The organism is Campylobacter concisus (assembly GCF_015230035.1).
GTDB classification, from domain to species: Bacteria; Campylobacterota; Campylobacteria; order Campylobacterales; family Campylobacteraceae; genus Campylobacter_A; species Campylobacter_A concisus_BK.
Genome location: NZ_JAAKZD010000008.1, coordinates 63,891 through 89,864, shown reverse-complemented (window position 1 = coordinate 89,864; position 25,974 = coordinate 63,891). Strand labels below are relative to the sequence as shown.

Here is a 25,974-nt window from a genome sequence, read left to right as displayed (position 1 = left end):
TGATAGATAAAAAACAACCAAAATTATGTAAGGAGTAAAAATGATAGGTATGCTAGTTGCCGAAGAGACACCACAGATCACTCAAATTTTACAAAAAGCGGTTCAAGAGATAAAACGAATAAACCCTCATGCAAGGGTTGAATTTGTAGATTATAACGACTACTATATAAATAAAGAAAATGAACAAAATTTGAAAGAGCTGATCGCAAAGCATAGACGTGGCGAGCTTAAATATTACACTCTTGATGATGTGATCGCTGAAACCGATGCCATAATAGAAGGCAAAAATTTAAGATGAAAATTCTTTTTACAGATGATTTTAAAGAGAGTCTAAAAGAGATATTAAAATTCATAAAACAAGATAGCAAAAATCGTGCATATAACTTTCGCGATAGTCTAAAAAATGAAATCATGAAAATCCCTGAAAGACCATACTCTTACAGAGAAAATCTAACTATGAAAGATACTCAAGTAAGAGACTTGGTCTTCAAGGGATATGTTGTTGTGTTTGTCATAGAAGAGGGCGAACAGACTATTACTATCATATCAATCTATAAATACAATCTGCCAAATTTAAAATATCCTCAGTAACTATTTTTTGCCGATATAAATTTTGGAACATCTTTTGCTTTAAAAAGATCATAAAAAATTTTAAAACGAGAAAAAAGGATAAACTCATGATGAGATCACTTTGGTCTGGTGTTTCAGGCCTACAAGCCCACCAGATAGCCATGGACGTAGAAGGCAACAATATCGCAAACGTCAATACCTATGGTTTTAAATACAACCGCGCAAATTTTGCTGATATACTAAGCCAAACTCCAAGAGTAGCTACAGCTCCACAAGGTCAGCTAGGCGGTCAAAACGCTATGCAAATAGGTCTAGGAACGACCATAAACTCAACTACAAGAATTTTCTCACAAGGCACACTAACAGCCACTGATAAGCAAACCGACCTTGCTCTTCAAGGAAATGGCTTCTTTGTCGTCTCTCCAGATGGCGGAACGACAAGATACTATACAAGAAACGGCGACTTCGTCCGTGATAAGGCTGGTAACTTTGTAAATAACAGCGGTTATATCGTTCAAGGCTGGACTAGAGATGAAGAGACTGGCACTATCGACTCAACAGGTCCGATAAGCAACATCGTCATCAAAGAAGGTCTTACAACTCCAGCAAGAGCAACAACAGAAGTTAAAATAAAAGGCAACCTCGACTCAGGTAACACTATCGGTCAAAGAAGCACTCCTATATATTCACTCGACTCAGTAGCTGGCGGCATAGACTATAATAATGATGGAAAAATAGATACAAATGAAGCTCATAATGAAAATGACGTCAATAATGACCGATTTTATACAAACTCAAGAAACGAGCAAATTTTAACAGAGCGTGGCGTTGATCTTGGTGTTACATTTGACGAGCTTGGAAATGGTCTTGCGTTAAGAGATGGACAAGGTATCTGGGTAAGTTATGCGAATGCAAAGTCTACTCCGTTCTTAATGGGTGAACCACATGGTTCTAATGTCGGAAAATTTACTAATGCAACTACTCACGCCCTCGAAGAACGTACGCTTAATATCACACTAAACGGTGTAAAAATACCAGCTTCTGGGGCTGGTACGACAGTAACTAGCATAAGTGATGTCGCTGCAGCCATAAACGCCCAGTATAACAAAACCGGCGTCCAAGCTGAAATTTCAAATGGAAATAAACTTACTCTTATAAATAGAAACAACTCTGGAACAATCGCTAGTACAAAAAATATTCATTTAACTGTGAACGGGAATGATAGTACTGGGCTAAAAAGTACTAAAATTATTACTGCATATCAATATACATACACTAGTTCACCAACAACAGCCGATCATGACTATGATGATGCAAAACCTAGAAAAGTCACTACAACAGAAGATCTGCGTGAAGCTATGCAAGAAGATGCAAGAAAATATGTTGATTATAATGGTGATGGAACTATACGTACATCTACAACACAAGAGGCTTTAGTAAAGGCTGCAAACCTAACCACAACTCAAGCTGCTGCACAAGCTGCACTGGCTGGCGATGCGGACTTTTTAGCTGCATACAACGATGCCTATAACAATATAGCACTTACTACTCCAGATGAAAAACATGCTGCAGGCTTAGCTGCAGTAAATTCGTTGATAGATTTAAATGATGGTGTAAAATTTACAGTAAATAAAGCAGGACAATATCAACTAGAAAATCCAGCAAGTAAAGAATTTGATAAAGCTCTTTATATGACGACTACTGGATTAACAACAGAAGCGACAGGAAGCTCAAATGCCAATGCCGCAGTAAGTGAAAACGTAAGGCTCACAACTATAATGAAAGCCCTTGACGGCGCTCTAAGCCCCGGTCAAGCCCTACGCAATAGCGGCAAACTAATGATGTCTAGCCACGGCTCAACGGCTGAAATATTTGACTCACTTGGCTCAAAACACACAGTTAGCATTAAATGGGCAAAGACAGGCACTACAACAGATGGCGGAACTGAGTGGAATATGATCATCCAAGTGCCAGAGCCTGCTAAGATAAACTACACAGGCGAGGGTCCAGACAACGTCGTAACTGGCTCACTAAGATTTAACTCAAACGGCTCACTTGCTAGCTTTCACCCAGCTACGATAACATTTTCAGCTAACAACGGCTCACAAAGCGGACAAAATGTTAGTTTAAATTTTGGCTTGGGGACTGATTTTAACGGACTAACAAGCTTTGATAAAGACTCATCAACTGAGTCTATCTCACAAGATGGCTACACAGGTGGCACGCTAAATGACCTAAAGATCGACGAAACAGGAACTATCATCGGTGCATTTACAAACGGACAAAGCTTTGGTCTAGCTCAAGTGGCACTTGCTAGCTTTACAAACAACGAGGGTCTTCAAAGTGAGGGCGGAAACGTCTTTTCACAAACTGCAAACTCAGGCGAAGCAGTCATCGGTGCAGCAGGCACAGGTGATAAAGGAACGATCGCAGCTTCAAAACTAGAAGCTAGTAACGTCGATCTAAGCCGTGCGCTAACAGATCTTATCGTCATCCAAAGAGGCTTTCAAGCAAACTCAAAAACGATCACAACAAGTGACGAGATGCTAAACACACTTCTTCAACTAAAACAATAACAAAGGGGGCGCTCGCTCCCTTTTAAATTTACAAATAAAATCAGCCTTCTTTTTGTAAAATGCTAAAAAATTTCACAAAAAGAGAAAATATGCAAGTAACACTACTAAACCACACTCCGCTAAATATCTGCTCTCACGCGATCCGCACATGCTGGCAAAGCTTTGAAAAAGGCGACAATGGCGGCGAAAAAGACGTCGAACTGATAGATAAAGTGGGTAATAAATTTAAACACGCATCAACGCTGGAGCATCTTTACTACAACTTCTACATCCAAGGCATCTCGCGCGCACTACTTCAAGAGCTAGCCCGCCACCGCATAGCAAGCCTAAGCGTCAAATCAACCCGCTACACGCTAAAAGAGCTAAAAAAGGAGGAGAAATTTGAAGTAGGGCAGTTTGAGCGTGCGGCTAAATTTATCGTACTAACAAATGACGAAATGGTCGATAACGCAAGCATAAAAGCGCTTGAAAATTTACGTGAAATTTTAGCCTCAACCACAAAAAGCCTTGATATAGTTAAATACTGCTTGCCAGAATGCTATAAAACCGAGCTTACATGGAGTATAAATGCTAGAAGCTTGCAAAATTTCATCTCTCTAAGAAGCTCAAAATCAGCCCTTTGGGAGATAAGAAATTTAGCAAATGCTATCTATGACACCTTGCCAAATGAGCATAAATTTATATTTGAGAAGTGTTTGCCAGAGGATGAGGGTTAAATTTACTTTTTCAAAACGTAGAGAAGTTCGTCTACGTGGATGTTTCTAGCTTTTAAATTTCTGCTGCCGCGGTAAGCATTATATTTTTGGCGAAGTAGATGAACTTTGCCCATTTTATTTAGGTTTTTATCAAATTCATCTTGATTTATAAAGCCCTCTGAGTTAAACGAGATAAGCACAAATTTCGCCTTTAAATTTGCTATGAGCTCGAAAAATGCCTCGCTTGCTGATGATTTTTTATTAAAAACTGATCTGTTCCAGTCCTTTGAAATACCTGAAACTTTTGAAATTTTACTTGGCTCAGTGTAGCTTGCGATGAGATTTAGCATGAAGTAGTTTGAGCCGTATGGATGCTGGTTATAAGGCGGATCAAGATAGACTAGATCAAGCCCATCAAGCTCTTTTGCGAGCAAATTTGCGTCCTTTTGATAGACCTCAAATGGCACGCTAAAATTTGAGAAAATTGGTTTTGTCAAATTTATATCAGAAGTGATCCTTGAGATGGCATTTTGCCCCCTGCCACCAAACTGACCGATGCCCTCTTTATTTTTATGAAAACCTTTAAAAATTCCACTCGTATTTGCATGCACGCTTGCATTATAAAGTAGCGGTGCTATGAAAAATTTTCTCATCTCCTCTGGCAAGAGCTCACCTATGAGCCTTCTTGCGGTGTCAATGAATATGGCATTTTTTCTTGTGTAAAAGACCCGCTCGCCCCAAGCGATATTTTCGTCATTTTGCGGGGCATAAAGCCTTGTTATAAAGCCCTCATGAAGGCTCTTTTTTATCTCTTTTTCAAGCTTTTTTTGCCAGAAATTTATCTCATCTCTTAGTTCGTTTGTGGCGTTTTGCAAATAGCATGAGTTGGTGATGAAGCTATAAAGTTCCAAGTCGTTTGCGACTAGAAATTCGCTATTTTGCTTTAAAAACCTAGCCACCACGCCGCTTCCACTAAAGAGATCACAGCAGCTAAGCTTCTCTTTTTTAAGCTCATCTTTTGCGTGCTTTACGCCTCGCTCGATAAAGCCTAAAAGAGAGCGTTTGTTACCAAGGTAGGTTAAAATTTGCTCTTTTAGATAGGCTTGATTTTCTTGTTTTACTGGCTTCAAATCAGTGCTTTTTTAGTCCCATAGCATCAACGTCAAGTTTGATCTCTTCGTTGTTTATGATGACTAGACCATGATCTAGAATTTTCTTTGCTATGGCGTGTGCCTCATCAAGTGAGTGCATCTTGTAAGTGCCGCATTGAAATTTATTTAGCTCTGGAATTTTATCTTGATCTTTGACCTCTAAGATGTCCTTCATAGAAGCAAGCCATGCCTTTTTTACAGCTTCTTCGCTAGGTGTGCCGATCACGCTCATATAAAAGCCAGTCCTGCAACCCATCGGTGAGATGTCTATGATCTCCACGCCGTTGCCGTTTAAATGGTTTCTCATAAAGCCAGCAAATAGGTGTTCTAAAGTGTGGATGCCTTTTTCTGGCAAAATTTCCTCATTTGGCTTGCAAAATCTCAAGTCAAAAACGCTGATATCATCGCCTTTTGGGGTCTTCATACTCTTTGCAAGTCTTACTCCTGGGGCTTTCATCTTCACATGATCTACGCAAAAACTATCAAGTAGTGGCATATATTCTCCTTTAAATTTTTGGTAATTTTAGCGTAAAAAAGATTTAAAAATTTAAAGGCCCACGTAAATTTACATGAGCCTGGTAATATTTGAATAGTTTGAGATATTAAAATTTATTTTTTCTAACGTCTGTTAGTATGACCTTCGCCATGCCGTCTATCTCGCTAGTTACGTCATTTGTGTTACTAACAACGCTTCTATTTTCTTTTGTGACGTTATCTATTTGGGCAACACTTCTATTTATCATATTTATGCCCTCAGCTTGCTCTTTTATAGATTCGCTCATCTCGTTTATTGATTGAGCCAATACATTTGTATTTGCTTCTATCTCGCCAAGGCTTTTTTGAGTGCGTTCAGCTAGCTTTCTAACCTCATCAGCCACGACCGCAAAGCCACGTCCATGCTCACCTGCACGGGCTGCTTCTATGGCGGCATTTAGAGCAAGTAAATTTGTCTGATCAGCGATGTCACGGATGATGACGATGATATTTTTTATCTCTTCACTTTGTCTTATGACGTCTCCTGTCTTTTGTGAGATAGCATTCATCGAGCTACTCATCTGCTCAACCGCAGCTGCGCTCTCTTGGATAGAGTCAGCTTGTTTGCTAGCACCCTCAGTTAAATTTCTCATAGACTCAGCAAGCATCGTTGCTTTTTCTTCTAAAATTTGAGCTTGATTTAGGTTGCTATTTAACATAGCGCTTATAGCATCACCTGCATTATTTATGCCAACTATCATAGCTTTTAGATCAGCCTCTATGTCATCTCTTAGCTCGATCTTAGCGGTGTAGTCGTTATTTGAGTAGGCTTTTAGGATATTTATGACGCTGCCTAAATTTTGGCTGATAGAGCTAAAGAAGGTATTTAGCAGATCTTTTAGTTTGATAAGTGATGGGTTGTTTGGATTTTCACTTAGTTTGACGCCTAAATTTCCTCTTATCATATTATTTGCAGCTATATTTAGCTCTTCAAGCATGGTGTTATCTTTCTTGATACCAGCTATGACTTTGTCTATGTTTTTGTTTATCTCCTCGCTCATCACGCCAAATTCATCAGTCGTGTGGATATCTAGCTTGCTTGGGGCAGTGCTACTCTCATAAGTGATAAATTTAAATGTATCAGAAAGCTTCTCTTGGATAACGCTGATAGGTTTAAGCGAGCGTTTTAGTAGCACGAAAACAATGGCTGAGAGTATGACTATAAAGAGCACTGCAAGCATTAGCTGAGCTTTTAAGATAGGCATAGTGTGGTTTGAAAAGGTATCCGCACCTATGGCGACGGTTGCAAGCCAGCCATCATCGTTGATAGGTAAAATTTTAGCAGTTACATCTTGGTTTTTAGAGTTTTTATATGAGATCAGACCATTTTCGTCAAATTCTTTATTGTTATATTTTTCTGAGACGACCTTTGTAGCTGGCAAGATAGTACCAACCTCTGAAGCTACGTCAGAAAAGAGCATAGTGCCATCTTTTCTCATCACATAAGCATATCCGCCATCACCAGTGTTGCCTATCTCGATGATCTTGTCGCTAACCTTTTTTACATCCACATCTATACCAGCAACGCCAACAAATTTACCATTTTTAGTAACTGGAGCTGTGAAAGTTACAACAAGATCGTTTGTAGAAGTGACCCTTGGCTCGGTATAAATTTCTTTATTTTTCTCTTTTGTGCTCTTATACCAGCCTCTAGTTCTCGGGTCGTAGTTATCAGCTACGGTTGTTCTTTTACCATCTGACTGAAAGAAGTGTCCGTCCTCATCGCCGTAATAGACATATTTCACCGCAGAGTTTGCAACCTTTTTTTCTAATAAGACAAAATTCATTATCTCATCGCCACTTTGAGCGCCTTCAACTGCTGATGAAATTTTCTTGACGTACTCTAAATTTTCATCAAAAAAAGTGTTTGCAACACTCTTTATATCCTTAAGAACCTGATCCTCTTTGCCACTGACAAGCTCAACGATCTTGTCCTTTGAAGTAAAATAACTAACCGCCGAGATAGCGCAAAACGAGATGATGAGTAAAATCATCAAGGCGAGTGCTATCTTATTTGTGATAGAACGAAACACCTCTGCTCCTTTAAATTTTGTTTGAAATTCATTTGAAAAACAAAATCGGAGCAAAAGTATAAATGTTTATAGTGTTCTCATAAATTCGGTGCTGTAAATTCCCTCGATGCGTCTTTTCATATCATCATGCCAGCCATTTGTAAGAGTGGTGAGAGCGTTAAATTTCTCTAGTAAATTTAAATTTTCACTTGGCGCGTAAAAAAGTCTGTTTATCTCTAAAATGCTCATATGAACTGGGTCACTTTCTATAACCTCTACCACGTCACCTGCTTTGCATGAGCCTGGCGTAAGGACGCGGTAGTACCAGCCAGTAAGGCCTGTTTCAAAGATGTGAGTAGCCATATTTTCATTGCCCCATCTTTTTGAGAGCTTAAAGCATGGCTTTCTAGGCTGTGAGACTTGAAGCACAAGCGAGCCCACCTTGTGGATATCGCCCACATAGACGCAGCTCTCATCAAGCCCATCAACGCATAAATTCTCCCCCATCGCCCCATAAGCCATGTTTTTTAATCCTAAAAAACTCTCCCACTCGGCGTAGTTTGCAAATGAATTTGCAAAAACAGCCTTTTCAGGGCCGCCGTGGTGCTTCGTATCAGCGACGCTATCACCCTCAAAGCCAAGCTCATTTGCAAAAATTTCGCCATTTTGAGCTACTTTAAAAATAGCTGAGCTCCAAGGTAAATTTAGCTTATCAGTCGCACCTTGCGAGCCGTAGTTTTTCACATCTCCTATTAGTAAAGCTTTTAGTGTTGCCATATTTTTCCTATCAAATTTAGTTTATTCTTAAATTATTCGCGTGAGTTAGCGCTATCGCGATAGCATCGGTGATATCAAGCGGTTTTATCTCTTTATTTATGCCTAAAATTTTTTTCACCATAAAAGCCACCTGCTCTTTGTCAGCCTTTGCCTTGCCAGTGACCGTCTTTTTCACCTGAAGCGGCGTGTATTCGGCAAAGTCGCCATGAAGCTGCAAAATTTTAAGACTAAGTGCCCCGCGAAACTGAGCGAGCTTTAAGACCGTTTTTGGGTTGTAGGCAAAGAAGATGTCCTCTATCGCGACCTCGTCAAATTTATGGTTTTTAAAGATGAGATCAAGCCCCTCACAAAGCTCTGTTATTTGGTATTGAAGCGTGTTTGGCTTTATCTTTATAAGCCCAGCTTCAAGAAGTATGGTTTTAAATTTGCTCTTTTCAAGTATCGCGTAACCGCAATTTTTCGTGCCTGGATCGATTCCTAAAATTTTCATCACAATCTTTTCAATACTTTTTCACGACTTTTTCACGCCGTGAAAAAGTTTGTCGGAGTTTAACAAAGGTTTTATTAAATTTAAGATAAAATCGCTAATAAAATTAATTACTTCAAAAGGGTTTAAATTTGCTAGCAGACGAGATTTTAGAGCTTTTACAGACAAAAATATCCGCTAATGAATTTGACTGCTACATCAAACAATTAAAATTTAACGAAAAGGCTTCAAACGAAGATTTTATAGTTTTTAACGCCACGAGTGAATTGATGGCTAAATTTATAAAAACTAGATACGCTGAAAAGATCGCCTACCTTTATGAAGTAAAAACCGGCAAAAAGCCAGAAGTCGAGATAACTAGCCAAACAAAGCTAAAAAACATAAAGCAAAACCAAGTAAATGTAAAGCAGATCAAGGCACAAAGCAGCATTTTAAACCCTGGATATACATTTGAAAATTTTGTCTGCGGCGACTCAAATCAGTTTGCATTTTTAAACGCAAAAGCAGTCGCGGACAAGCCTGGCGTGCTTTACAACCCACTTTTTATATATGGCACAACTGGCCTTGGCAAGACGCACTTGCTTCAATCAGTTGGCAACTACTGCCTAGATCAAGGCAAGGTCGTCATCTGCGTGACGAGTGATCAGTTTATGATTGATTTTACCACGCATCTAAATAGCCACTCGATGACTAAATTTCGTGAAAAATACCGAAACTGCGACGTTTTACTAATAGATGACGTGCAGTTTCTAGGCAAGACCGATAAAATTCAAGAGGAGTTTTTTAACACCTTTAACGAGCTCATTGCCAAAAAAGGTCAGATCGTCATGACCTCAGACCGCCCAGCAAAGATACTAAAAGGCTTTGATGAGAGGCTAAAGTCTAGGTTTGAACAAAGCATAATGGCTGATATCACGCCACCTGAGCTTGATACAAAGATAGCTATCATCATCAAAAAATGTGAATTTGACAAAATTTATCTAAACAAAGAAGTGATCGACTACATCGCTACAAATATGGGCGATAATATCCGCGAGATCGAGGGCGCTATCATAAATTTAAACGCCTATGCAAGCTTGATGAGAGTTGAGATAACGCTTGAATTTGCTAAAAACACACTAAAAGATCTCATCAAAGAGAAGCATGAAAATATAAATTTAGAGACCATTATAGAGATCGTGAGCAAAGAGCTAAACATAAAGCCAAGTGACATAAAAAGCAAGTCAAGAGTGCAAAACATCGTCGAGGCTAGACGCATCATCATCTACCTTGCGAAGATGCTCACTACAAATTCAATGCCACAAATCGCAAACTATTTTGGTATGAAAGACCATAGCGCCGTTAGTCACAACATAAAAAAGATAAACGAGCTCATGGAGAGCAACGAAATTTTCAACCTCAGAGTGACTGAGATAAAGAACAAAATTTTAACAAAAGGATAAAAACAGAATGAAATTCGTGAATAAATGTGAAGAAATGAAAAATTCTTTTCACATTTTAAATAACGATGCTGGCGTGAGAAAAGATGGTTTTCACACTTTCACGCTACCAACTAATACAACAAAAAGAAAATTAAAAATAAGAGGGAGTATTTAATGAAGGTTTTAATAAACAAAAACATGCTTGAGAGCATAGTAACAAACACTAATCCATATCTCGAAAAAAGAGATCTTAGTGCTATAACTTCTCACATCTATATCTCTGCAAAAGATGGAGTTTTAAACATAAAAGCAACTGATCACGAGATAGGACTAGCATATAAACTAAGCAACGTAAAGATCGTTGATGAGGGCTATGCAACTGCAAATGGTAAAAAGCTACTTGACATCATCAAAAGCCTAAAAGATGAAGAGGTAACGCTTGAAACTGTTAATAACTATCTTTACATCAAGCAAAAAAACTCAAAATACAAACTTCCAATGTATAAATTTGAAGACTTCCCAGAGTTTCCAACGATAGATGGCAAGGCTAAATTTGACATAGATGCCATAATGCTAGGCAGAAGCTTAAAGAAAATTTTGCCATGCATCGATAGCAACAACCCTAAATTTGAGCTAAACGGCGCTTTACTAGATATAAAACAAAACTATATAAATATAGTCGGTACTGATACAAAAAGGCTAGCTGTATTTAAATTTGCAAATGAAGCGAGCAATGAATTTTCACTAATCATCCCTAAAAAAGCGATAAATGAAATTCAAAAGCTATTTTTCGACAAGATAGAAATTTACTATGATGAAAACGTCCTCATCGCTCAAAGCCAAAATTTTGAGTTTTTCACAAAACTGATAAACGGCAAATTCCCTGACTATGAGCGCGTTATACCAAAGGATATTGCTATAAGATTTGAGCTAAGCAGAGATAAGATGGTTGAAGGCATCAAAACTATCTCGATGCTAAGCGATCAGATGAAGATAACTTTTTCAAAAGAGAGCATCACATTTGAGAGCATCATAGAGGACAACTCAGAAGCCAAAACGATGATAGAGTTTCAAACTGGACTTGAAGAAGATATCAGCATAAATGTAAAAAATAGAAATTTAATAGACTTCTTACAAAGCATAGAAGATGAGAAATTTGAGTTTGGATTTAAAGATAAAAATTTACCTTTCGTTGTTAGCTCAAAAGAGCTTTTAACGGTTATAAGTCCATTAAATATATAAGTTAAAAAAGGTTTATGATGGAAAATAATTACGGCGCAGAAAATATTAAAGTACTAAAAGGTCTTGAGGCGGTTAGGAAGCGCCCAGGCATGTATATAGGCGATACTAACATAAGCGGTCTTCACCATATGATCTACGAAGTCGTTGATAACTCTATCGACGAAGCGATGGCAGGATACTGCGATACGATAGATGTTGAGCTTACACGTGAGGGCTCAGCGATCATTAGTGATAATGGTCGTGGTATCCCAGTAGATATGCACCCGACTGAGAAAATTTCAGCTGCGACTGTTGTTCTAACTGTGCTTCACGCTGGTGGTAAATTTGACAAGGATACTTATAAGGTCTCAGGCGGTCTTCACGGCGTTGGTGTATCTGTCGTAAATGCCCTTTCTAAAAAGTTAATCGTAAATATCAAGCGTGATGGCAAGCTTCATAGGCAAGAATTTTCATGTGGTATCCCACAAAGCGATCTTGAAGTTATAAAGACTACAAACCGCACAGGTACGCAGGTTGAGTTTTGGCCAGATGATAGCATATTTGAAGTGACTGAATTTGATGATGAAATTTTAGTAAAAAGATTTCGCGAGCTAGCCTATCTAAACCCAAAGATAACTATAAATTTCAAAGATCAAAGAAATGGCAGAAGCGAGAGCTTTCATTTTGAAGGCGGACTTGAGAGCTTTGTAACTGATATGAACAAGGCAAATGCTGTTAGCAAAGCAGTCTCATTTAGCGGCGGCGAAGATGATGTTATGGTTGATTTTGCACTGCTTTACAACGACACTTATAGTGAAAATTTACTAAGCTTTGTAAATAATATCAAAACTCCAGATGGCGGTACTCACGAGGCAGGCTTTAGAGCGGGCCTAACAAGAGTTATCACAAACTACGTTCAAGCAAATGCTGCTGCACGTGAAAAAGATACAAAGATAACTGGCGAAGATATCCGCGAGGGACTTATCGCAGTTGTTAGTGTAAAAGTGCCAGAGCCGCAGTTTGAGGGACAAACAAAGGGCAAACTAGGCTCAAGCTACGTAAAACCTATCGTTCAAAAGATGGTTTTTGACGTGCTTACAAAGTATTTTGAAGAAAATCCTATCGAAGCAAGAGCGATAATGGATAAAGCTCTAATGGCAGCTCGTGGTCGCGAGGCAGCTAAAAAAGCAAGGGATCTAACTCGTAAAAAAGAGAGCATGAGTGTAGGCACGCTCCCTGGCAAACTAGCTGATTGTCAGAGCAAAGACCCAGTAATTAGCGAGCTATATCTAGTGGAGGGCGACTCTGCGGGCGGTTCTGCAAAGCAAGGACGTGATAGAGTTTTTCAAGCGATATTGCCGCTTAAGGGTAAAATTCTAAACGTTGAAAAGGCAAGACTGGATAAAATTTTAAAATCTGATGAGATAAAAAATATGATAACAGCGCTAGGCTGCGGTATCGGAGATGAATTTGACGCTGAAAAGCTTAGATATCATAAGATCATCATCATGACCGACGCCGACGTCGATGGTAGCCACATCCAGACACTGCTTTTAACATTCTTCTTTAGATTTTTAAATAAAGTTGTAGAAAACGGCCACATCTATCTAGCTCAGCCGCCACTTTACCGCTATAAAAAAGGTAAAAAAGAAATTTATCTAAAAGATGAAAAAGCACTAAACGAATTTCTTATCGAAACTGGCATCGAGGGCGTTGATATAGAGGGCATTGGTAGTGCGGATTTGATCGACTTTTTAAAGATCGTTGCAGCTTATAGAAGCGTCTTAAAAGAGCTTGAAAAACGCTTTAACGTCCTTTCAGCGATCCGCTATATAATAGAAAATCCAGACATCGTCTCGAAAAGCTACAATGAAATTTTTGAAATTTTAAGAGACTTCTTAAAAGCTGAGGGTCACAACATCCTAAACCACTACGTTAGCGAAGATGAGATTAGAATTTATGTGCAAACTGAAAGCGGCCTAGAAGAGCTTGTGGTAAATGAAAATTTATTCACAAATCCACTCTATGAAGAGGCGCTTTACATCAGCCAAAAGATAAAAGAGCGTGGCCTAGACTTGCATAGTGACGTTATAGACGTGCTTGATGAAGTAGAGAAAAATGCGAAAAAAGGTGCATATATCCAGCGCTACAAAGGTCTTGGTGAGATGAACCCTGAGCAGCTTTGGGAGACTACGATGAACCCTGAGAACAGAAGACTTTTAAAGATCGATATAAACGACGCTATAAGCGCTTCTGATACGTTTAATCTCTTCATGGGCGATGAAGTCGAGCCAAGAAGAAACTACATCCAAGACCACGCAAAAGACGTTAAACACTTGGATATATAAAATAAAAAGGATAAAAAATGAGCGAAGAGATGAAGTATGGCGAGAAAATTTTAAAAGAATTTGATGTAGAGAGTGACCTTGAGGTCTGGGAAAATAAGCAAACAAGGGACTATGTCATAAAGATCACTTTGCCTGAGTTTTGCTGCCTTTGCCCTCGCTCTGGTTATCCTGACTTTGCGACCATATACCTTGAGTACATCCCAAATAAGCTAGTTGTCGAGCTAAAAGCGATAAAGCTTTATATAAATAGCTTTATGAACCGCAACATCAGCCACGAAGATAGTATAAATGAAATTTACTCTGTTTTAGAGAAAAAACTTGAGCCTAAATTTATGAAGATAGTTGGCGACTTTAACCCACGTGGAAATGTTCATACGATTATCGAGATCAGCTCTGATCTAGTCGTAAAAAAGCCAGCTGAAGAGAAAGAATACGCTCCAAGAAGTAGGGAAAAAAGCTTTAGCGATAAGCCACGTGAGAGACGTAGCACAAGCGACCGCGCTAGCAGTAGAGGCAGCAGAGATGATAAATTTAAAAAAGATGACAAGTCAAGAAGAAGCTCAAACAAAGAGGGCTTTAGAAAGATAAGCTACGCCGATGATAAGAAGCCAAAAGTAGTCAAAAAGGATAAATAATGATAAGTGCTAAGCTTATAGAACATATCTTTAAAGCAGCATCTATATCACGTTGGAACGACTATCCAAAGATGACAAATTTAGTCGAGCTTGACAAGCAGGCTCATAAATTTATCATCGCTTATTTCATAGCAAAACAAGAGCAAAATGCCGACATGAACTACATCATCGAGGCTGGGATTTTTGAGTTTTTAAGCAGGGTCGTAGTCACAGACATACGCCCTGACGTCTTTCACCACATCCAAAAGACAAAAAAAGAGCAGATAAATAGCTGGGTTTTAAGCAATCTTGAGACGCTCATCTCAGATATCGAGGGCGGCGAGTTTTTGGAGAGGTTTAAAAACCACTATAAAAACGACAAAACTCACGAAAAAGAGCGCCTTATACTAAAAGCAGCGAGCTATCTTGCCACGAGGTGGGAATTTTCTATCGTCTATCAAACGAGCCAGTTTTTAAGCGATATCGACGAGCTTAAGGCGAAGGTTGAGGAGGAGATGGAGGATTATTATGAGCTAATTGGCGTTAGAAAGATCGCTATGAATCAAAAATTAGCCCGCCTTGTTGATCTAAGTGGCAGGCTAAGGTTTCAAAAGCGCTGGGCACAAACGCCTCGCATCCCTGAAACTGCGGTCTTAGGACATATGCTAGTTGTTGCGATACTTAGCTATTTTTACTCACTAAAAGCAAAAGCTTGCAAAAAACGGCTAGAAAATAACTTCTTTTGTGCACTATTTCACGACCTGCCAGAGAGCCTCACAAGAGATATCATAAGCCCTGTAAAATACGGCGTAAAGGGGCTAAATGAGATCATCAGCGAGTATGAGATGAGGCTTATTGATGAGAGGATTTTGCCATTTGTGCCAGAAAAGATCAAAGATGAGTTTAGCTACATCCTTGGTATCAGAAAAGATGGCGAGAAATTTATCAAAGATGAGTTTGAAAATAGGACTTATGAGCGCAAGATCATCTGCCACGAAGGGACTATGGAAAACGTAAATGAGGATAAATTTAACCCGATAGATGGCAAAGCGCTAAAATACTGCGACAAGCTCTCAGCCTACATCGAAGCTGGAATTTCTATAAGCTACGGTGTCAAGTCAAAAGAGCTAACCGATGGTTTTAATAATATGTATAAATTTTTTAGCGAAAAACCTAAGATCGATGGAGTGGATTTTTTAGAAATTTGCGATGATTTTAATGAGCATTTTGGTTTAGAAAGACCCCCTCTCAGATGACTGCGGCACACACTTAATACAAGTGCTCTGCTGTGTTCCCACCCTGAAGCGGTGCTCATAAAAAGCATTGCACAGGTCTAAGAAGGAGCTTCGCAATCATACAAAAACTATACTTAAATTTAGTTTTATAGTTACATTTTTAAAAATTTAGCTTTAAGAGTATATAATCTCACATAAATTTCACCAAAAGTAGGGCAATGTCAGGAAAGATCAAACTTCGTTTTTTATCGGCCTTTAGAGATTTTTTTGTCTATCATCACAAGTCTTTAGAGTTTCGTGCCAAAATTTTTGCTGCGATTATCTCGGCTAAATTTGACCCAGATGAGGATGATTTTTTTATCTTAAACGACATCGTAAATGAAATTTATGAAAACGATCAGACTAGAAAAGACTTCTTAATCCAAACTGTTAGAGAGTATGTGGCAAGGGTCAAAAGAAACGATAGGATCACGCTTGATACGCTTCTTTTAAGCATAGATAAAGATATGAAAGACCACAAAAGATATGCTAAAAAGATAGACTTTTCGCACCTTCGCCGCTTGATGAGTGGCTGCGAGGAGGAAATTTTAGTGCAACAAAGAGTCTATGAGTTTTTGATAAACGAGGTCAAACTCTACTCGCAAAGTGCTTAAATTTCACTCAAATTTAATCAAAAATTTTTCGTGGCTTGTAGCTAAATTTCTTCATTTTCTCTATTTATTTAGCTAGTTTAGGCAATTTGTGACCAAAAATTTGAAACAACAATTCATCAGCTAAATTTACATTGATAAATGTGCATTATTTTGTGATAAAGCTTTTGCCAAGATAAAAAATTAAGAGCATAGATTAGCCCGTTTTGTAACTTCTTAGTGGTGCTTGCTTGCTACCCTGTAAAGGACAAGAGCCTAAAGTAAGACATAGGGCTTTTTAAAGAGTATATTTGTCAGGTTATAAAAGAGAGCATCAACACAAAGCTAGGCAAAAACCGCCTACTTTAGCACAGAGCGAAGTAAATTTAAGCTGCTTTTTGCACGGCGGCTGAGTGGGTTATGATGTCGTGTAAATTTAGCTTGTCTTTTCTAAAAAAACAAAGGCAAAGTCCGATAATACTAAAGCCAGCAAATGCAAAGCAAATTTGGCGCAAGACCGCATGAAAAAGGCTTAGTTTTTTGCCGGTTTGTAAATTTATGAGATAAATTTCTTGCGCTTTGTAGCCTGGAGTTTGTGCCTTTATGCTAAAAAATAGACACATTATAAATGAGATGATGCTATTTACCACAAAGATGGCAAGCTGGTTGTTTAAAAATTCCTCTTTACCGCCAAGAACGAGATATGTGCTGATGTAAAATACTGGCATACCGATGATGAAAAGATCGATGATAAAGGCCTTTACTCTAGCCCAGATCGGTGCGATTTTCGCCTTTTGCTTTGCCAAGTTACTTTCCTATATTCATAAAAATTTGGCTAAATTTCTTGCCGTTATTATGCGTGACACAAAGCATAGTAGAGGTGCGCGAGGCCTCGCCCAGTGATTATAAAGATCAAGTTTTTTGATATCGCTTTCTAGTACACCAAAATAGCCTATATATTCATAAATGCTAAGATCAAAAAAGCTCTTATTTTCGGTCCTTAGCAAGCATTTTTTGCTATTTTCTTGCATCAAACTAGCTCAACGCCTTTGCCACTTACCACTTCGCCGATCACGTAGCCATCGCTATTTGCTAGCACAGCATCAACGTTTTCTTTAGGCACAACAAGGATCATACCAACGCCCATGTTAAATGTCCTCATCATCTCGCTATCTTCTACTTTTTGAGCTAGGATTTTAAAAATTTCAGGCGTTTTTATAGCGCTTTTTTGCACCTTCGCACCAAGTCCAGCAGGAAAGACGCGAGGCAAGTTTTCAACTATGCCACCACCAGTTATATGCGCCATTGCTGTGATCTTATCTTTTAATTTTAAAAAGTCGCTCACGTAAATTCTAGTTGGCTCAAGAAGCACGTCGATAAGTTTTTTATCGCCCACTTTTTCATCAAATTTTAGCCCAAGCTCGCTTACCACTTTTCTTGCAAGAGAGAAGCCATTTGAGTGCAGGCCGCTACTTGGAAGTGCGACTAAAACGTCGCCAGATTTTACAAATTTGCTCCTGTCGATCTCGTCAGCCTCAGCGATACCCACGGCAAATCCAGCAAGGTCAAAGTCGCCCTTTTCATACATCGATGGCATCTCGGCTGTCTCGCCGCCGATCAGCGCACACTGCGCCTTTTTGCAGCCATTTGCGATGCTTTTTACCACCTCTTTGGCGCTCTCTATCTCAAGCTTTGCAGTCGCGTAGTAGTCGAGGAAAAAGAGTGGTGTGGCGAAGTTGCAGATGAGGTCATTTACGCACATAGCGACTAGATCCTCGCCAACGCCATCAAATTTCTTAGCGTCGATAGCTAGGCGAAGCTTCGTGCCAACGCCGTCGGTTGCGCCTAAAATGGCTGGATTTTTATATCCGCTTGGCAGTCTGACCGCACCTGAAAATGATCCGATGCCGCCTATGACGTTTGGTGTTTGCGTAGATTTTACGAAAGGCTTGATCGCCTCAACAAAGCTATTTCCAGCATCTATATCGACTCCGGCATCTTTATAACTTATCATTTTCACCCTTTTGGTTATTTTTTAAAACTTTAGCCAAAAGTTGCTAAAATTGTTATCAATTTTCAAAAATGGAGCGAGTTTGCAGAAATTTCCAAACGCCTACGTCATCACAGGCTCGATCGCTAGCGGCAAAAGCACGGTTGTAAATTTACTAAAAGAGCGAGGTTTTAGCGTGATAGATGCGGACTTGATCGCCCACGAACAGCTTGAAATTTGCAAACGAGAGATCGTGAGAGTGTTTGGCGAGCAAATTTTAGATGAGACTGGCAAGATAGATCGCAAAAAACTGGGCGCTATCGTTTTTAACGATCCAAAAAAGCTTAAAAATTTAGAGCAAATTTTACATCCAAAGATAAAAGCTGAAATTTTTTTCAAAGCTTCGCAGCTTGAGGGCTTGGGGCAGGTTTATTTTGTCGATATCCCTTTGTTTTTTGAAAAAAAGGAGCGTTACGCTGAGTTTAAAAATGTAGCTGTGATCTACGCGCCAAAAGAGCTTTTACTAAGCCGTCTAATGAGCCGAAATGGTTTAAATTTAGAGGATGCAAAAGCTAGAGTAGAGCTTCAGATGGACATTGAGCAAAAGAAAAAAATGGCAAAATTTGTTATAGATAATAGCAGCGACATGGAGAATTTAAAGCTTGAGCTAGAGAAATTTCTAAAGCAAATTTGCGCTATTTCTTGATAAATTTACTAGCAAATTTATATGTTTGCAAGCTCTCTTTACTAGCTAAATTCCAGCTATCAAGCTCGGTTTTTACTAAATTTGGAAATTTCTTGCTTATATCCTTTAGAGCATTGCCAACCGACTTTCTAAGATACTCGCTCTCGTCTTCTTTTAGGCTGGCTAGGCGCCTAATGGCCTCATCTGGGTTATCTTTAAAATAAGGCCTATTTGTCCATATCCTAAGCCCCTCACTTACGGCTCTTTTTGCATTTGCGTTGCCGCTTTTTAGCCACTCATCGATCGTTAAAAGTGCCTGCTCGTAGCCAATTTTTTTACAAAACTCGTCAAACGCCTTTGCCAGCACCTCTTGAACCCTCCAGTTTTCATCTTTTGAGACTTCATCTCTCATAAACGTCAAAATTTTTTCACTATTTGATAGGTGCCCAAAGAGAAAAACCGCATACATCCGCACTTGATAGACATTCGAGCCGTATGCTAGGTATGCAAGCTCTTTGCAGCGCTCTGCTCCCTTTGCTTTATAGTCAGCCAAAGCCCTTCTTTCTTGCTCTTTAAAGCCATTTTCTATCAAAGAAAACTCTTTTTCTAAATTTAAGATGTAGCTCTTCAAGGTGGCTCCTTTAAATTTATTAAAAACTCTTACCTAAATTTTAGTAAAATCACGCAAAAAATAAAAGGATAGCTCATGCAAGTCTCAAAATACAACGCTAGCGGCAACGATTTTGTCATATTTCACACATTTTTGAGCAAAGATAGAAGCGAGCTTGCGAGGCAGATTTGCAGCCGAACAAACGGCGTGGGAGCTGACGGGCTCATCGTGCTTTTGCCTTACGAAAAGGGCGTAAAATGGGAGTTTTACAACAGCGACGGAAGCTACGCTGCGATGTGTGGCAACGGCTCGCGTGCGGCTGCTAGATATGCCTATCTAAACGGCCTTGTGAGTTCAAGCGAATTTGCCTTGCTAACTGGTAGCGGCGAGGTGATGGCAAGTGTGAAAGATGAGCGCGTAGAGGTCGTGCTAATAAGTCCAAAAATCTTAAGCGAACCGCTAAATGAAGGTGGCAAAACTTGGTATTTTTACGATACAGGCGTGCCGCATCTTGTAAATTTCACACAAAATTTAGATGAATTTGACGTCAAAGAGTGCAGGGCGCTTCGTCAAAAATACAATGCAAATGTAAATTTAGCCAAATTTGATGGCGGAGTTTTAAAGGTGAGAACCTACGAAAGGGGCGTGGAGGACGAGACGCTAGCTTGTGGCACTGGCATGGCGGCTTGCTTTTATGGCGCTACTTTAAATTTAAACGCAGCGCAATGCCTAAAAGTCTATCCAAAAAGCGGCGAGGAGCTTGGACTTAGGCTTGAAAACGGTAAAATTTTATTTAGCGGAGCGGTGAAACACTGCTTTGATACGAGTATCAAAATTTAGCTTTTAGAGCGAGCTTCTAATGCTTGCTTTGGGTTAGTCAGAGCAAACAAATTTTCAAATTTATATCACTAAATTTACACTCAACAGCTAGCTAAATTTATAGTAAGACTTTAGCTACTTAAATATCTCAAGAATAAATTTATATGAAATTTAGTGGGGTGTAAAAATCTCTGCCGAAATTTTATTTAATGGAGTGGTGAAACACTGTTTTGATATGAGTATTAAAATTTAGCTATTTTGGCTGTGGGTAGTTAAATTTGGCTAGTAGTTTGTAAAAGTCGCGGGTAGTAAATTAAAACAAAGAGTTTATTGAGTTTTTGTTATTAAATTTTAAAGTGTATAAAAAAAGAAGATCTCCGCCGAAGCGGAGAAAAGGTGTTATTTCAAAGCATCTTTTGCTTGTTTTGCAAGTGCCGCAAATGCCTTCGCGTCATTCATAGCTAGATCAGCTAAAATTTTTCTATCAAGTTCGATCTTAGCTTTGTTTAAGCCGTTGATAAATCTTGAATAGCTAATGTCGTTTAGTCTGCAAGCTGCGTTGATACGAACGATCCATAAACGTCTGAAATCACGTTTTTTCTGGCGTCTGTCGCGATATGCATAAACTAAACTTCTCTCTAGTTGCTCTTTAGCTTTTCTAAAGTGTTTATGTCTAGCACTGAAAAAGCCACGTGCTAGCTTTAAAACTTTCTTATGGCGTCTTCTTCTAACTACGCCTGTTTTTACTCTTGCCATATTTATCCTTTTACAAATTGGCGCTCACGAAGTGAGTCTTGCCCCTAAATTTGGGGGAGTTTGAATGACTTTTTTGTCAAAAACTTAAATCTACGCTGCTTATACGCCGAGCATTTTGCGAACGGCTGGGACATTTGTGCTGTCCACGTATTTTGGGCCACGCAAATCTCTCATACGCTTACTAGGTTTTTTTGTTAAGATATGGCTTCTAAAAGCAGAGCCTCTTTTTATCTTATTTTTACCTACTTTAAAGCGCTTAGCAGCACCGCGAACGGTTTTCATCTTTGGCATGCTAATCCTTTTTGAAATTTTATACGCAAGTGCGTAAGATTTGGATTATAGCGAAAAATCCTTTAGAAAATTTAAATTTCACTTAGACAAAATTTGCAATAAATTTACATTTAACTTAAAAAAATTTTAAAAATCGGAACTAATTTATTAAATTTGGCATATAATTACATATGAAAATTTTATTTTACTAAAGGAGTAAAAATGAAAGGGAAAATTCTCGCATCAATCGTCGCTATGAGTGCGATTTTAGGCACAAGTAGCTTGGCATGCACTACCATTTTAGTAGGAGATAAAGCCTCAAACGACGGCTCTATGCTAGTGGCTAGGAGTGCAGACAGCAAGGCTATAAAGGCTCAAGTTTTTTTGATACATCCAGCTACGAAAAACCAAACTGGCATGCACAGCTCAAAGGCACATGACGGCGCAAATGACTTTACATATCCGCTCCCAAAAGATGGCATGAGATACACAACTATCGCAAACTCACATACAAAACTTCACGGAGCAGTCGGCTACAACGAGGCTGGCGTTGGACTTAGTGGCACTGAGACCATCTACGCAAAAGATGAGCTTTTAAAAGTTGATCCATACAACGAAGAGACCGGCATCACAGAAGATGACATCCCAGACGTGCTTTTGCCACGTATGAAGAGTGCAAAAGAGGGCGTTAAGCTTCTTGGCGAGATAGTGGAGACAAAAGGCGCTGGAGAGGGCTTTGGCGTGGTATTTATCGATGCAAACGAGCTTTGGTACTTTGAAACTGGCACAGGCCATAAATGGATCGCTTCAAAGATCCCACAAGATGAGTATTTCGTCACTGCAAACCAAGGCAGACTTCACGCTTACAAAGAAAATGATCCAAATTTCATGGGCGCAAAAGATGTCATCAAATTTGCGATCGATAACAAGACTTATGACCCTGCAAAAGACGGAGAATTTAACTTCACAAAGGCTTATACAAGGGATGATGAGAGAGATGTGACTTACAACTATCCACGTGTTTGCTGGGTTCAAAGCATGTTTAACCCAAGTCTAAAACAAGACTTCGCTGATGGTCAGAAATTTCCAGTATTTTTAAAACCAGAGAAAAAACTAAGTGTTGAAGACCTAAAAGCTGCGATGAGAGCCCACTACGACGGCACTGCGTTTGATAACTACGCTAGCAAAGACGAAGATAAGAAAAACGTCTACCGCGCCATAAGTGTCTTTAGAACATACGAGTCTCACGTCATGCAGGTGCGCCCATGGCTACCAAAAGAGATCGGCCGTGTAACCTACGTCGCTCTTGGTATGGCTGATCTTAGCGTTTATTTGCCGTATTACGAGGGGCTTGATGGCTTTATAAAAGGCTACTCAGATGGCTCGTACGACGCTGATGATACTTCGATATACTGGGTTTATAGAAAGCTTCAAACCCTTGTGATGACTGATTATGAGAAGTATTCGCCAGTGGTAAAAGAGGCCTACGCTAAATTTGAAAAAGAGTTGGCGGTAAAACAGGCTAAATTTGAAGATGAGTACGTCAAACTTTATAAAAAAGATAAGAAAAAAGCGGACAAACTCTTAAATGAATTTAGCCAAAAGACTATGCAAGAGGCTAAAGATCTAACTCAGGAGCTTACAAACAAGGTCTTTACTATGCTTACAGCAGATATGGACGCTAAGCTAAAATCCCTAAATAAAGGCAAAAAAGACTAAATATTCTGGGCGTGAAATTTAGTAGCGCCCAATCTTTAAACAAAAATTTGGCAAAGAGCGTTTATAATGCGACAAAAATTCACTACAAAGGAAAAACGCTGATGCCTTGTCCCATGCGTAAAGCTCATTAATCTCGGCAAAAAACATATCAGCGATTTTCAAAAAACACGCAAATTTTTAAATGATTTTACATTTTTTCACATTGAGATAAATCCATTTTTGCTAGCAGGTCCACTGCATTGTAACTGCATTTTTAAAAATAAAACGAAGCAGTGTTTAAAATTTGGTAAGGATCTTTTTAGTAGGATTTTTTATAAATTTTATTTTAGCTTAAGAAGAAGCGGGTGTCATCCACCGCATTTTGGGTGACCCAGACTTGTGCGCAGCGCAACAACATTGAACGTGCTGGGGGTTTGGGTTGTAGGGATAAGGGGGCGGTTTCGTAATTCTAGCCCCCTTGTACCTGCATAAAAATATTCAAGGTTGCTGTGCTTTGTACAGATTTAATTTAAAAAATAGAAATTTAAAAAGGATAAAAATGATAAAAAGTTATGTTTTAGGTTTTCCAAGAATCGGAGAGAAAAGAGAGTTAAAGCGTGCGTTAGAGGGCTTTTGGGCTGGTAAAGAGGGCTTTAGTGAAGAGAATTTGCAAGAGACTGCAAAGACGCTTCGCCAAAGACACTGGAGATATCAACAAGACGCTGGAATTTCGGCTATTAGCGTTAATGATTTTTCATTTTACGACCTAATGCTTGATAACATCATCGCTTTTGGCGCTACGCCTCCAAGATTTGCAAATTTAAGCGGCCTGGAGCAATATTTTGCTTGCTCAAGAGGCAATAAAAATGGCGTTGCGATGGAGATGACAAAGTGGTTTAACACAAACTACCACTACATCGTGCCAGAGCTTAGCAGCGAGAGTAAATTTAGCCTAAAAGCGGACAAAATTTTAAATGAATACAAAGAGGCTAAAGCTAACGGCGTAAAAGGTAAGGTAAATTTGATCGGTCCTATCACATTCTTGGCTCTTTCAAAGACGACTGACGGCAGCTGCCCATTTAAGCACCTTGACGCTCTTGTGGGCGAGTACAAAAAGCTACTTGAGCAAATTTCTAAGCTTGATGATGAAATTTTAATGCAGTTTGACGAGCCGATCTTTGTAACTGACAAAAACGAAGAGCTACTTTTACCACTTATCACAAAGGTTTATAACGAGCTAACAGGCGTTGCAAGTAACGTTAAGATCGTATTTGCGACATATTTTGAGCATGCGATCAAGGCAGTTAGCGAAGTGGCTAAAACTAAAATTTATGGTATCGCACTTGACTTCATCCACGGCAAGAGAAATTTCGAAGCACTTGAGACTATCAAAAATAGCCATTTGACGCTATTTGCAGGCGTGATCGACGGCAGAAATATCTGGAAAAGTAACATCGACGAGAAAGTAAAACTTGTAGGTGAAATTTCAGAGAAAATAGGCGGTAAAGACCTTTACATCGGCACTTCATGCTCACTTCTACATGTGCCATACACTCTAAAATATGAAGAGAATTTAAACCCAGAGATCAAAAGCTGGCTAAGTTTTGCGGTTGAGAAGCTTGATGAGATCAAGATCATCACAAAACTAGCAAATGGCGAGAAGCTTGATGAGAGCGAAACAAAAATTTACGAAGAGAACAAAAATGCAGTTAAAACTCGCGCCACTTCAAAGCTCATCCACTCTGAAAGTGTTCAAAAACGTATCAAAAATTTAAGCAAATTTGAGCGTGATGAGAAATTTGAAGATCGTATCAAAATTCAACGTGAAACGCTAAAATACGGCATCTTGCCAACAACAACGATAGGTAGCTTCCCTCAAACGGTTGATCTTCGCGTACTTCGCCAAAATTTCAAAAAAGGTGAGATCGACGCGGCTGCTTATGAAGCTGGCATCAAAAAATACATCGATCACTGCGTGAAATTTCAAGAAGATATCGGCCTAGACGTGCTAGTACACGGCGAGCCAGAGAGAAACGACATGGTTGAGTACTTTGGCGAACAGATCAGCGGATATGCATTTAGCCAAAATGGCTGGGTACAAAGCTACGGCAGCCGCTGCGTCAAGCCACCACTTCTCTTTGGTGACGTAAGCCGCCCAGAGCCGATGACTGTTAAGTGGATGAAATACGCTCAAAGCATCACAAAACACGTAATGAAGGGCATGCTAACAGGTCCTGTGACTATGCTAAACTGGAGCTTTGTGCGTGATGATCTTCCAAGAAGTGAGGTTGCAAAACAGCTTGCACTTTGTATCTATGACGAGATTGCAGACCTTCAAAATGCGGGCATCAGAGTGATCCAAGTCGATGAGGCAGCGTTTAAAGAGGGCTATCCGCTAAGAGCTGAAAATATCCCAGCTTATGAGAAATTTGCGGTTGATTGCTTCAAACTTTCAGTAAGCTCAGCAGAGGCAAAAACTCAGATCCACACGCATATGTGCTACTCTGAATTTAACGATATTATAAAGACTATCGAGGCAATGGACGCTGATGTTATCAGTATTGAGACTGCAAGAAGTGGCAACGAGCTACTTAAAATTTTCAAAGCCGTTGGCTACAAACAAGAGGTCGGACCTGGCGTTTACGACATCCACAGCCCACGTGTGCCAAGTGTCGAGGAGATCGTCGCTCAGATCAAAGCTCTGCTTGAAGTCTTCCCAAAAGAGCAACTCTGGATCAACCCAGACTGCGGCCTAAAAACCAGAAAATGGGAAGAGGTCGAGCCAAGCCTTAAAAACATGGTAGAAGCCGTCAAGATCGTAAGAGGTCTATAATCCAAATTTTAGCGTCTAGTAAGTCTAGGCGCTAAACTCCGTT

At 39.4% G+C, this 25,974-nt stretch carries 25 protein-coding genes, 1 other RNA gene and 1 pseudogene; 14 read left to right on the top strand and 13 right to left on the bottom strand.

Features of this window, described 5'->3' with window-relative positions; genetic code table 11:
• Nucleotides 1-40 precede the first annotated feature (40 nt).
• The 4 genes from G6W41_RS06885 (at nucleotide 41) to thyX (ending at nucleotide 3,862) form a co-directional block, all read left to right on the top strand.
• Entirely contained in the window at nucleotides 41-298 is a 258-nt protein-coding gene (locus tag G6W41_RS06885; RefSeq protein WP_107965235.1) for a hypothetical protein, read from the top strand.
• On the top strand, nucleotides 295-591 hold the full coding sequence (locus G6W41_RS06880) for a type II toxin-antitoxin system RelE/ParE family toxin (protein ID WP_194171017.1): 297 nt from the start codon (nucleotides 295-297) through the stop codon (nucleotides 589-591). Before G6W41_RS06885 ends, G6W41_RS06880 begins: the two co-directional genes overlap by 4 nt.
• An 86-nt stretch (nucleotides 592-677) precedes the next feature.
• The gene (gene flgE, locus G6W41_RS06875; RefSeq protein ID WP_194171016.1) at nucleotides 678-3,146 is read left to right on the top strand and encodes a flagellar hook protein FlgE; all 2,469 of its coding nucleotides are present in this window, start codon (nucleotides 678-680) and stop codon (nucleotides 3,144-3,146) included.
• A gap of 89 nt (nucleotides 3,147-3,235) precedes the next feature.
• Nucleotides 3,236-3,862: an FAD-dependent thymidylate synthase gene (thyX, locus tag G6W41_RS06870; RefSeq protein ID WP_194171015.1), complete on the top strand. Its 627-nt coding sequence runs from the start codon at nucleotides 3,236-3,238 to the stop codon at nucleotides 3,860-3,862.
• A gap of 2 nt (nucleotides 3,863-3,864) precedes the next feature.
• On the opposite strand, the gene G6W41_RS06865 is transcribed toward thyX, so the two are convergent.
• The 6 genes and pseudogenes from G6W41_RS06865 to ruvC all read right to left on the bottom strand — a co-directional run bounded on the left by G6W41_RS06865 (nucleotide 3,865) and on the right by ruvC (nucleotide 8,811).
• The gene (locus G6W41_RS06865; protein WP_194171014.1) at nucleotides 3,865-4,971 is read right to left on the bottom strand and encodes a DNA adenine methylase; all 1,107 of its coding nucleotides are present in this window, start codon (nucleotides 4,969-4,971) and stop codon (nucleotides 3,865-3,867) included.
• Between the two features lies 1 nt (nucleotide 4,972).
• On the bottom strand, nucleotides 4,973-5,488 hold the full coding sequence (luxS, locus tag G6W41_RS06860; protein WP_194171013.1) for an S-ribosylhomocysteine lyase: 516 nt from the start codon (nucleotides 5,486-5,488) through the stop codon (nucleotides 4,973-4,975).
• 106 nt (nucleotides 5,489-5,594) lie between these two features.
• On the bottom strand, nucleotides 5,595-6,035 hold the full coding sequence (locus tag G6W41_RS10500; protein WP_411160869.1) for a methyl-accepting chemotaxis protein: 441 nt from the start codon (nucleotides 6,033-6,035) through the stop codon (nucleotides 5,595-5,597).
• Nucleotides 6,036-6,785: 750 nt separating this feature from the next.
• Nucleotides 6,786-7,520: pseudogene (locus tag G6W41_RS10495) on the bottom strand (cache domain-containing protein); the annotation flags it as partial.
• A gap of 105 nt (nucleotides 7,521-7,625) precedes the next feature.
• Complete coding sequence (locus tag G6W41_RS06850; protein ID WP_149713649.1) at nucleotides 7,626-8,315, bottom strand: MOSC domain-containing protein; 690 nt, start codon at nucleotides 8,313-8,315, stop codon at nucleotides 7,626-7,628.
• A gap of 16 nt (nucleotides 8,316-8,331) precedes the next feature.
• On the bottom strand, nucleotides 8,332-8,811 hold the full coding sequence (gene ruvC, locus G6W41_RS06845) for a crossover junction endodeoxyribonuclease RuvC (protein WP_087583362.1): 480 nt from the start codon (nucleotides 8,809-8,811) through the stop codon (nucleotides 8,332-8,334).
• Nucleotides 8,812-8,933: 122 nt separating this feature from the next.
• Here ruvC and dnaA point away from each other — a divergent pair, with 122 nt between their 5' ends.
• From dnaA to G6W41_RS06820, 5 genes are all read left to right on the top strand, one after another.
• Nucleotides 8,934-10,244, top strand: a complete 1,311-nt coding sequence (gene dnaA, locus G6W41_RS06840; RefSeq protein WP_002940543.1) for a chromosomal replication initiator protein DnaA — start codon at nucleotides 8,934-8,936, stop codon at nucleotides 10,242-10,244.
• Nucleotides 10,245-10,397: 153 nt separating this feature from the next.
• Nucleotides 10,398-11,465, top strand: a complete 1,068-nt coding sequence (gene dnaN / locus G6W41_RS06835) for a DNA polymerase III subunit beta (protein WP_103597789.1) — start codon at nucleotides 10,398-10,400, stop codon at nucleotides 11,463-11,465.
• Between the two features lie 17 nt (nucleotides 11,466-11,482).
• Complete coding sequence (gyrB, locus tag G6W41_RS06830) at nucleotides 11,483-13,792, top strand: DNA topoisomerase (ATP-hydrolyzing) subunit B (protein ID WP_194171011.1); 2,310 nt, start codon at nucleotides 11,483-11,485, stop codon at nucleotides 13,790-13,792.
• A gap of 17 nt (nucleotides 13,793-13,809) precedes the next feature.
• Entirely contained in the window at nucleotides 13,810-14,427 is a 618-nt protein-coding gene (gene queF, locus G6W41_RS06825) for a preQ(1) synthase (protein WP_242039921.1), read from the top strand.
• Entirely contained in the window at nucleotides 14,427-15,662 is a 1,236-nt protein-coding gene (locus G6W41_RS06820; RefSeq protein WP_021085664.1) for an HD domain-containing protein, read from the top strand. Before queF ends, G6W41_RS06820 begins: the two co-directional genes overlap by 1 nt.
• On the opposite strand, the gene ffs is transcribed toward G6W41_RS06820, so the two are convergent.
• Nucleotides 15,649-15,746: signal recognition particle sRNA small type (gene ffs, locus G6W41_RS06815), an RNA gene on the bottom strand. The two genes, G6W41_RS06820 and ffs, sit on opposite strands and share 14 nt — an antisense overlap.
• Before the next feature lie 113 nt (nucleotides 15,747-15,859).
• On the opposite strand from ffs, the gene G6W41_RS06810 reads away from it, so the two are divergent.
• Entirely contained in the window at nucleotides 15,860-16,294 is a 435-nt protein-coding gene (locus G6W41_RS06810; RefSeq protein ID WP_009295127.1) for a hypothetical protein, read from the top strand.
• 362 nt (nucleotides 16,295-16,656) lie between these two features.
• On the opposite strand, the gene G6W41_RS06805 is transcribed toward G6W41_RS06810, so the two are convergent.
• Genes G6W41_RS06805 through purM form a run of 3 tightly spaced genes read right to left on the bottom strand, consistent with a single transcriptional unit; the run spans nucleotide 16,657 to nucleotide 18,284 of the window.
• Nucleotides 16,657-17,076, bottom strand: a complete 420-nt coding sequence (locus G6W41_RS06805) for an RDD family protein (RefSeq protein ID WP_194171010.1) — start codon at nucleotides 17,074-17,076, stop codon at nucleotides 16,657-16,659.
• Between the two features lie 15 nt (nucleotides 17,077-17,091).
• A complete protein-coding gene (locus tag G6W41_RS06800; protein WP_194171009.1) occupies nucleotides 17,092-17,301 on the bottom strand; it encodes a hypothetical protein in 210 nt (69 codons plus the stop codon).
• Nucleotides 17,301-18,284: a phosphoribosylformylglycinamidine cyclo-ligase gene (gene purM / locus G6W41_RS06795; RefSeq protein ID WP_194171008.1), complete on the bottom strand. Its 984-nt coding sequence runs from the start codon at nucleotides 18,282-18,284 to the stop codon at nucleotides 17,301-17,303. The genes G6W41_RS06800 and purM overlap by 1 nt, the downstream gene beginning before the upstream one ends.
• Before the next feature lie 79 nt (nucleotides 18,285-18,363).
• Between purM and coaE the strand changes: the two genes are divergently transcribed.
• The gene (coaE, locus tag G6W41_RS06790) at nucleotides 18,364-18,966 is read left to right on the top strand and encodes a dephospho-CoA kinase (protein WP_194171007.1); all 603 of its coding nucleotides are present in this window, start codon (nucleotides 18,364-18,366) and stop codon (nucleotides 18,964-18,966) included.
• On the opposite strand, the gene G6W41_RS06785 is transcribed toward coaE, so the two are convergent.
• Entirely contained in the window at nucleotides 18,956-19,576 is a 621-nt protein-coding gene (locus tag G6W41_RS06785; RefSeq protein WP_194171006.1) for a DNA alkylation repair protein, read from the bottom strand. The genes coaE and G6W41_RS06785 overlap by 11 nt on opposite strands.
• Nucleotides 19,577-19,651: 75 nt before the next feature.
• Between G6W41_RS06785 and dapF the strand changes: the two genes are divergently transcribed.
• The gene (dapF, locus tag G6W41_RS06780; protein WP_194171005.1) at nucleotides 19,652-20,395 is read left to right on the top strand and encodes a diaminopimelate epimerase; all 744 of its coding nucleotides are present in this window, start codon (nucleotides 19,652-19,654) and stop codon (nucleotides 20,393-20,395) included.
• A 378-nt stretch (nucleotides 20,396-20,773) separates the two neighbouring features.
• Here dapF and rplT read toward each other — a convergent pair whose 3' ends face one another.
• Together rplT and rpmI are read right to left on the bottom strand one after the other, a co-directional pair.
• The gene (gene rplT / locus G6W41_RS06775) at nucleotides 20,774-21,130 is read right to left on the bottom strand and encodes a 50S ribosomal protein L20 (RefSeq protein ID WP_004317321.1); all 357 of its coding nucleotides are present in this window, start codon (nucleotides 21,128-21,130) and stop codon (nucleotides 20,774-20,776) included.
• Between the two features lie 99 nt (nucleotides 21,131-21,229).
• Entirely contained in the window at nucleotides 21,230-21,421 is a 192-nt protein-coding gene (gene rpmI / locus G6W41_RS06770; RefSeq protein WP_072594071.1) for a 50S ribosomal protein L35, read from the bottom strand.
• Nucleotides 21,422-21,622: 201 nt separating this feature from the next.
• On the opposite strand from rpmI, the gene G6W41_RS06765 reads away from it, so the two are divergent.
• A complete protein-coding gene (locus G6W41_RS06765; protein WP_194171004.1) occupies nucleotides 21,623-23,119 on the top strand; it encodes a C69 family dipeptidase in 1,497 nt (498 codons plus the stop codon).
• A 538-nt stretch (nucleotides 23,120-23,657) separates the two neighbouring features.
• Nucleotides 23,658-25,931: a 5-methyltetrahydropteroyltriglutamate--homocysteine S-methyltransferase gene (gene metE / locus G6W41_RS06760; protein ID WP_194171003.1), complete on the top strand. Its 2,274-nt coding sequence runs from the start codon at nucleotides 23,658-23,660 to the stop codon at nucleotides 25,929-25,931.
• Nucleotides 25,932-25,974 lie beyond the last annotated feature (43 nt).

What these genes read in the sequence shown, in the direction of transcription:
- G6W41_RS06885 (WP_107965235.1), top strand. Translation starts at nt 41, where the DNA reads ATGATAGGTATGCTAGTTGCCGAAGAGACACCACAGATCACTCAAATT.
- G6W41_RS06880 (WP_194171017.1), top strand. Translation starts at nt 295, where the DNA reads ATGAAAATTCTTTTTACAGATGATTTTAAAGAGAGTCTAAAAGAGATA.
- flgE (WP_194171016.1), top strand. Translation starts at nt 678, where the DNA reads ATGATGAGATCACTTTGGTCTGGTGTTTCAGGCCTACAAGCCCACCAG.
- thyX (WP_194171015.1), top strand. Translation starts at nt 3,236, where the DNA reads ATGCAAGTAACACTACTAAACCACACTCCGCTAAATATCTGCTCTCAC.
- luxS (WP_194171013.1), bottom strand. Translation starts at nt 5,488, where the DNA reads ATGCCACTACTTGATAGTTTTTGCGTAGATCATGTGAAGATGAAAGCC.
- G6W41_RS10500 (WP_411160869.1), bottom strand. Translation starts at nt 6,035, where the DNA reads ATGAATGCTATCTCACAAAAGACAGGAGACGTCATAAGACAAAGTGAA.
- G6W41_RS06850 (WP_149713649.1), bottom strand. Translation starts at nt 8,315, where the DNA reads ATGGCAACACTAAAAGCTTTACTAATAGGAGATGTGAAAAACTACGGC.
- dnaN (WP_103597789.1), top strand. Translation starts at nt 10,398, where the DNA reads ATGAAGGTTTTAATAAACAAAAACATGCTTGAGAGCATAGTAACAAAC.
- gyrB (WP_194171011.1), top strand. Translation starts at nt 11,483, where the DNA reads ATGGAAAATAATTACGGCGCAGAAAATATTAAAGTACTAAAAGGTCTT.
- queF (WP_242039921.1), top strand. Translation starts at nt 13,810, where the DNA reads ATGAGCGAAGAGATGAAGTATGGCGAGAAAATTTTAAAAGAATTTGAT.
- G6W41_RS06820 (WP_021085664.1), top strand. Translation starts at nt 14,427, where the DNA reads ATGATAAGTGCTAAGCTTATAGAACATATCTTTAAAGCAGCATCTATA.
- G6W41_RS06810 (WP_009295127.1), top strand. Translation starts at nt 15,860, where the DNA reads ATGTCAGGAAAGATCAAACTTCGTTTTTTATCGGCCTTTAGAGATTTT.
- G6W41_RS06800 (WP_194171009.1), bottom strand. Translation starts at nt 17,301, where the DNA reads ATGCAAGAAAATAGCAAAAAATGCTTGCTAAGGACCGAAAATAAGAGC.
- purM (WP_194171008.1), bottom strand. Translation starts at nt 18,284, where the DNA reads ATGATAAGTTATAAAGATGCCGGAGTCGATATAGATGCTGGAAATAGC.
- dapF (WP_194171005.1), top strand. Translation starts at nt 19,652, where the DNA reads ATGCAAGTCTCAAAATACAACGCTAGCGGCAACGATTTTGTCATATTT.
- rplT (WP_004317321.1), bottom strand. Translation starts at nt 21,130, where the DNA reads ATGGCAAGAGTAAAAACAGGCGTAGTTAGAAGAAGACGCCATAAGAAA.
- rpmI (WP_072594071.1), bottom strand. Translation starts at nt 21,421, where the DNA reads ATGCCAAAGATGAAAACCGTTCGCGGTGCTGCTAAGCGCTTTAAAGTA.
- G6W41_RS06765 (WP_194171004.1), top strand. Translation starts at nt 21,623, where the DNA reads ATGAAAGGGAAAATTCTCGCATCAATCGTCGCTATGAGTGCGATTTTA.
- metE (WP_194171003.1), top strand. Translation starts at nt 23,658, where the DNA reads ATGATAAAAAGTTATGTTTTAGGTTTTCCAAGAATCGGAGAGAAAAGA.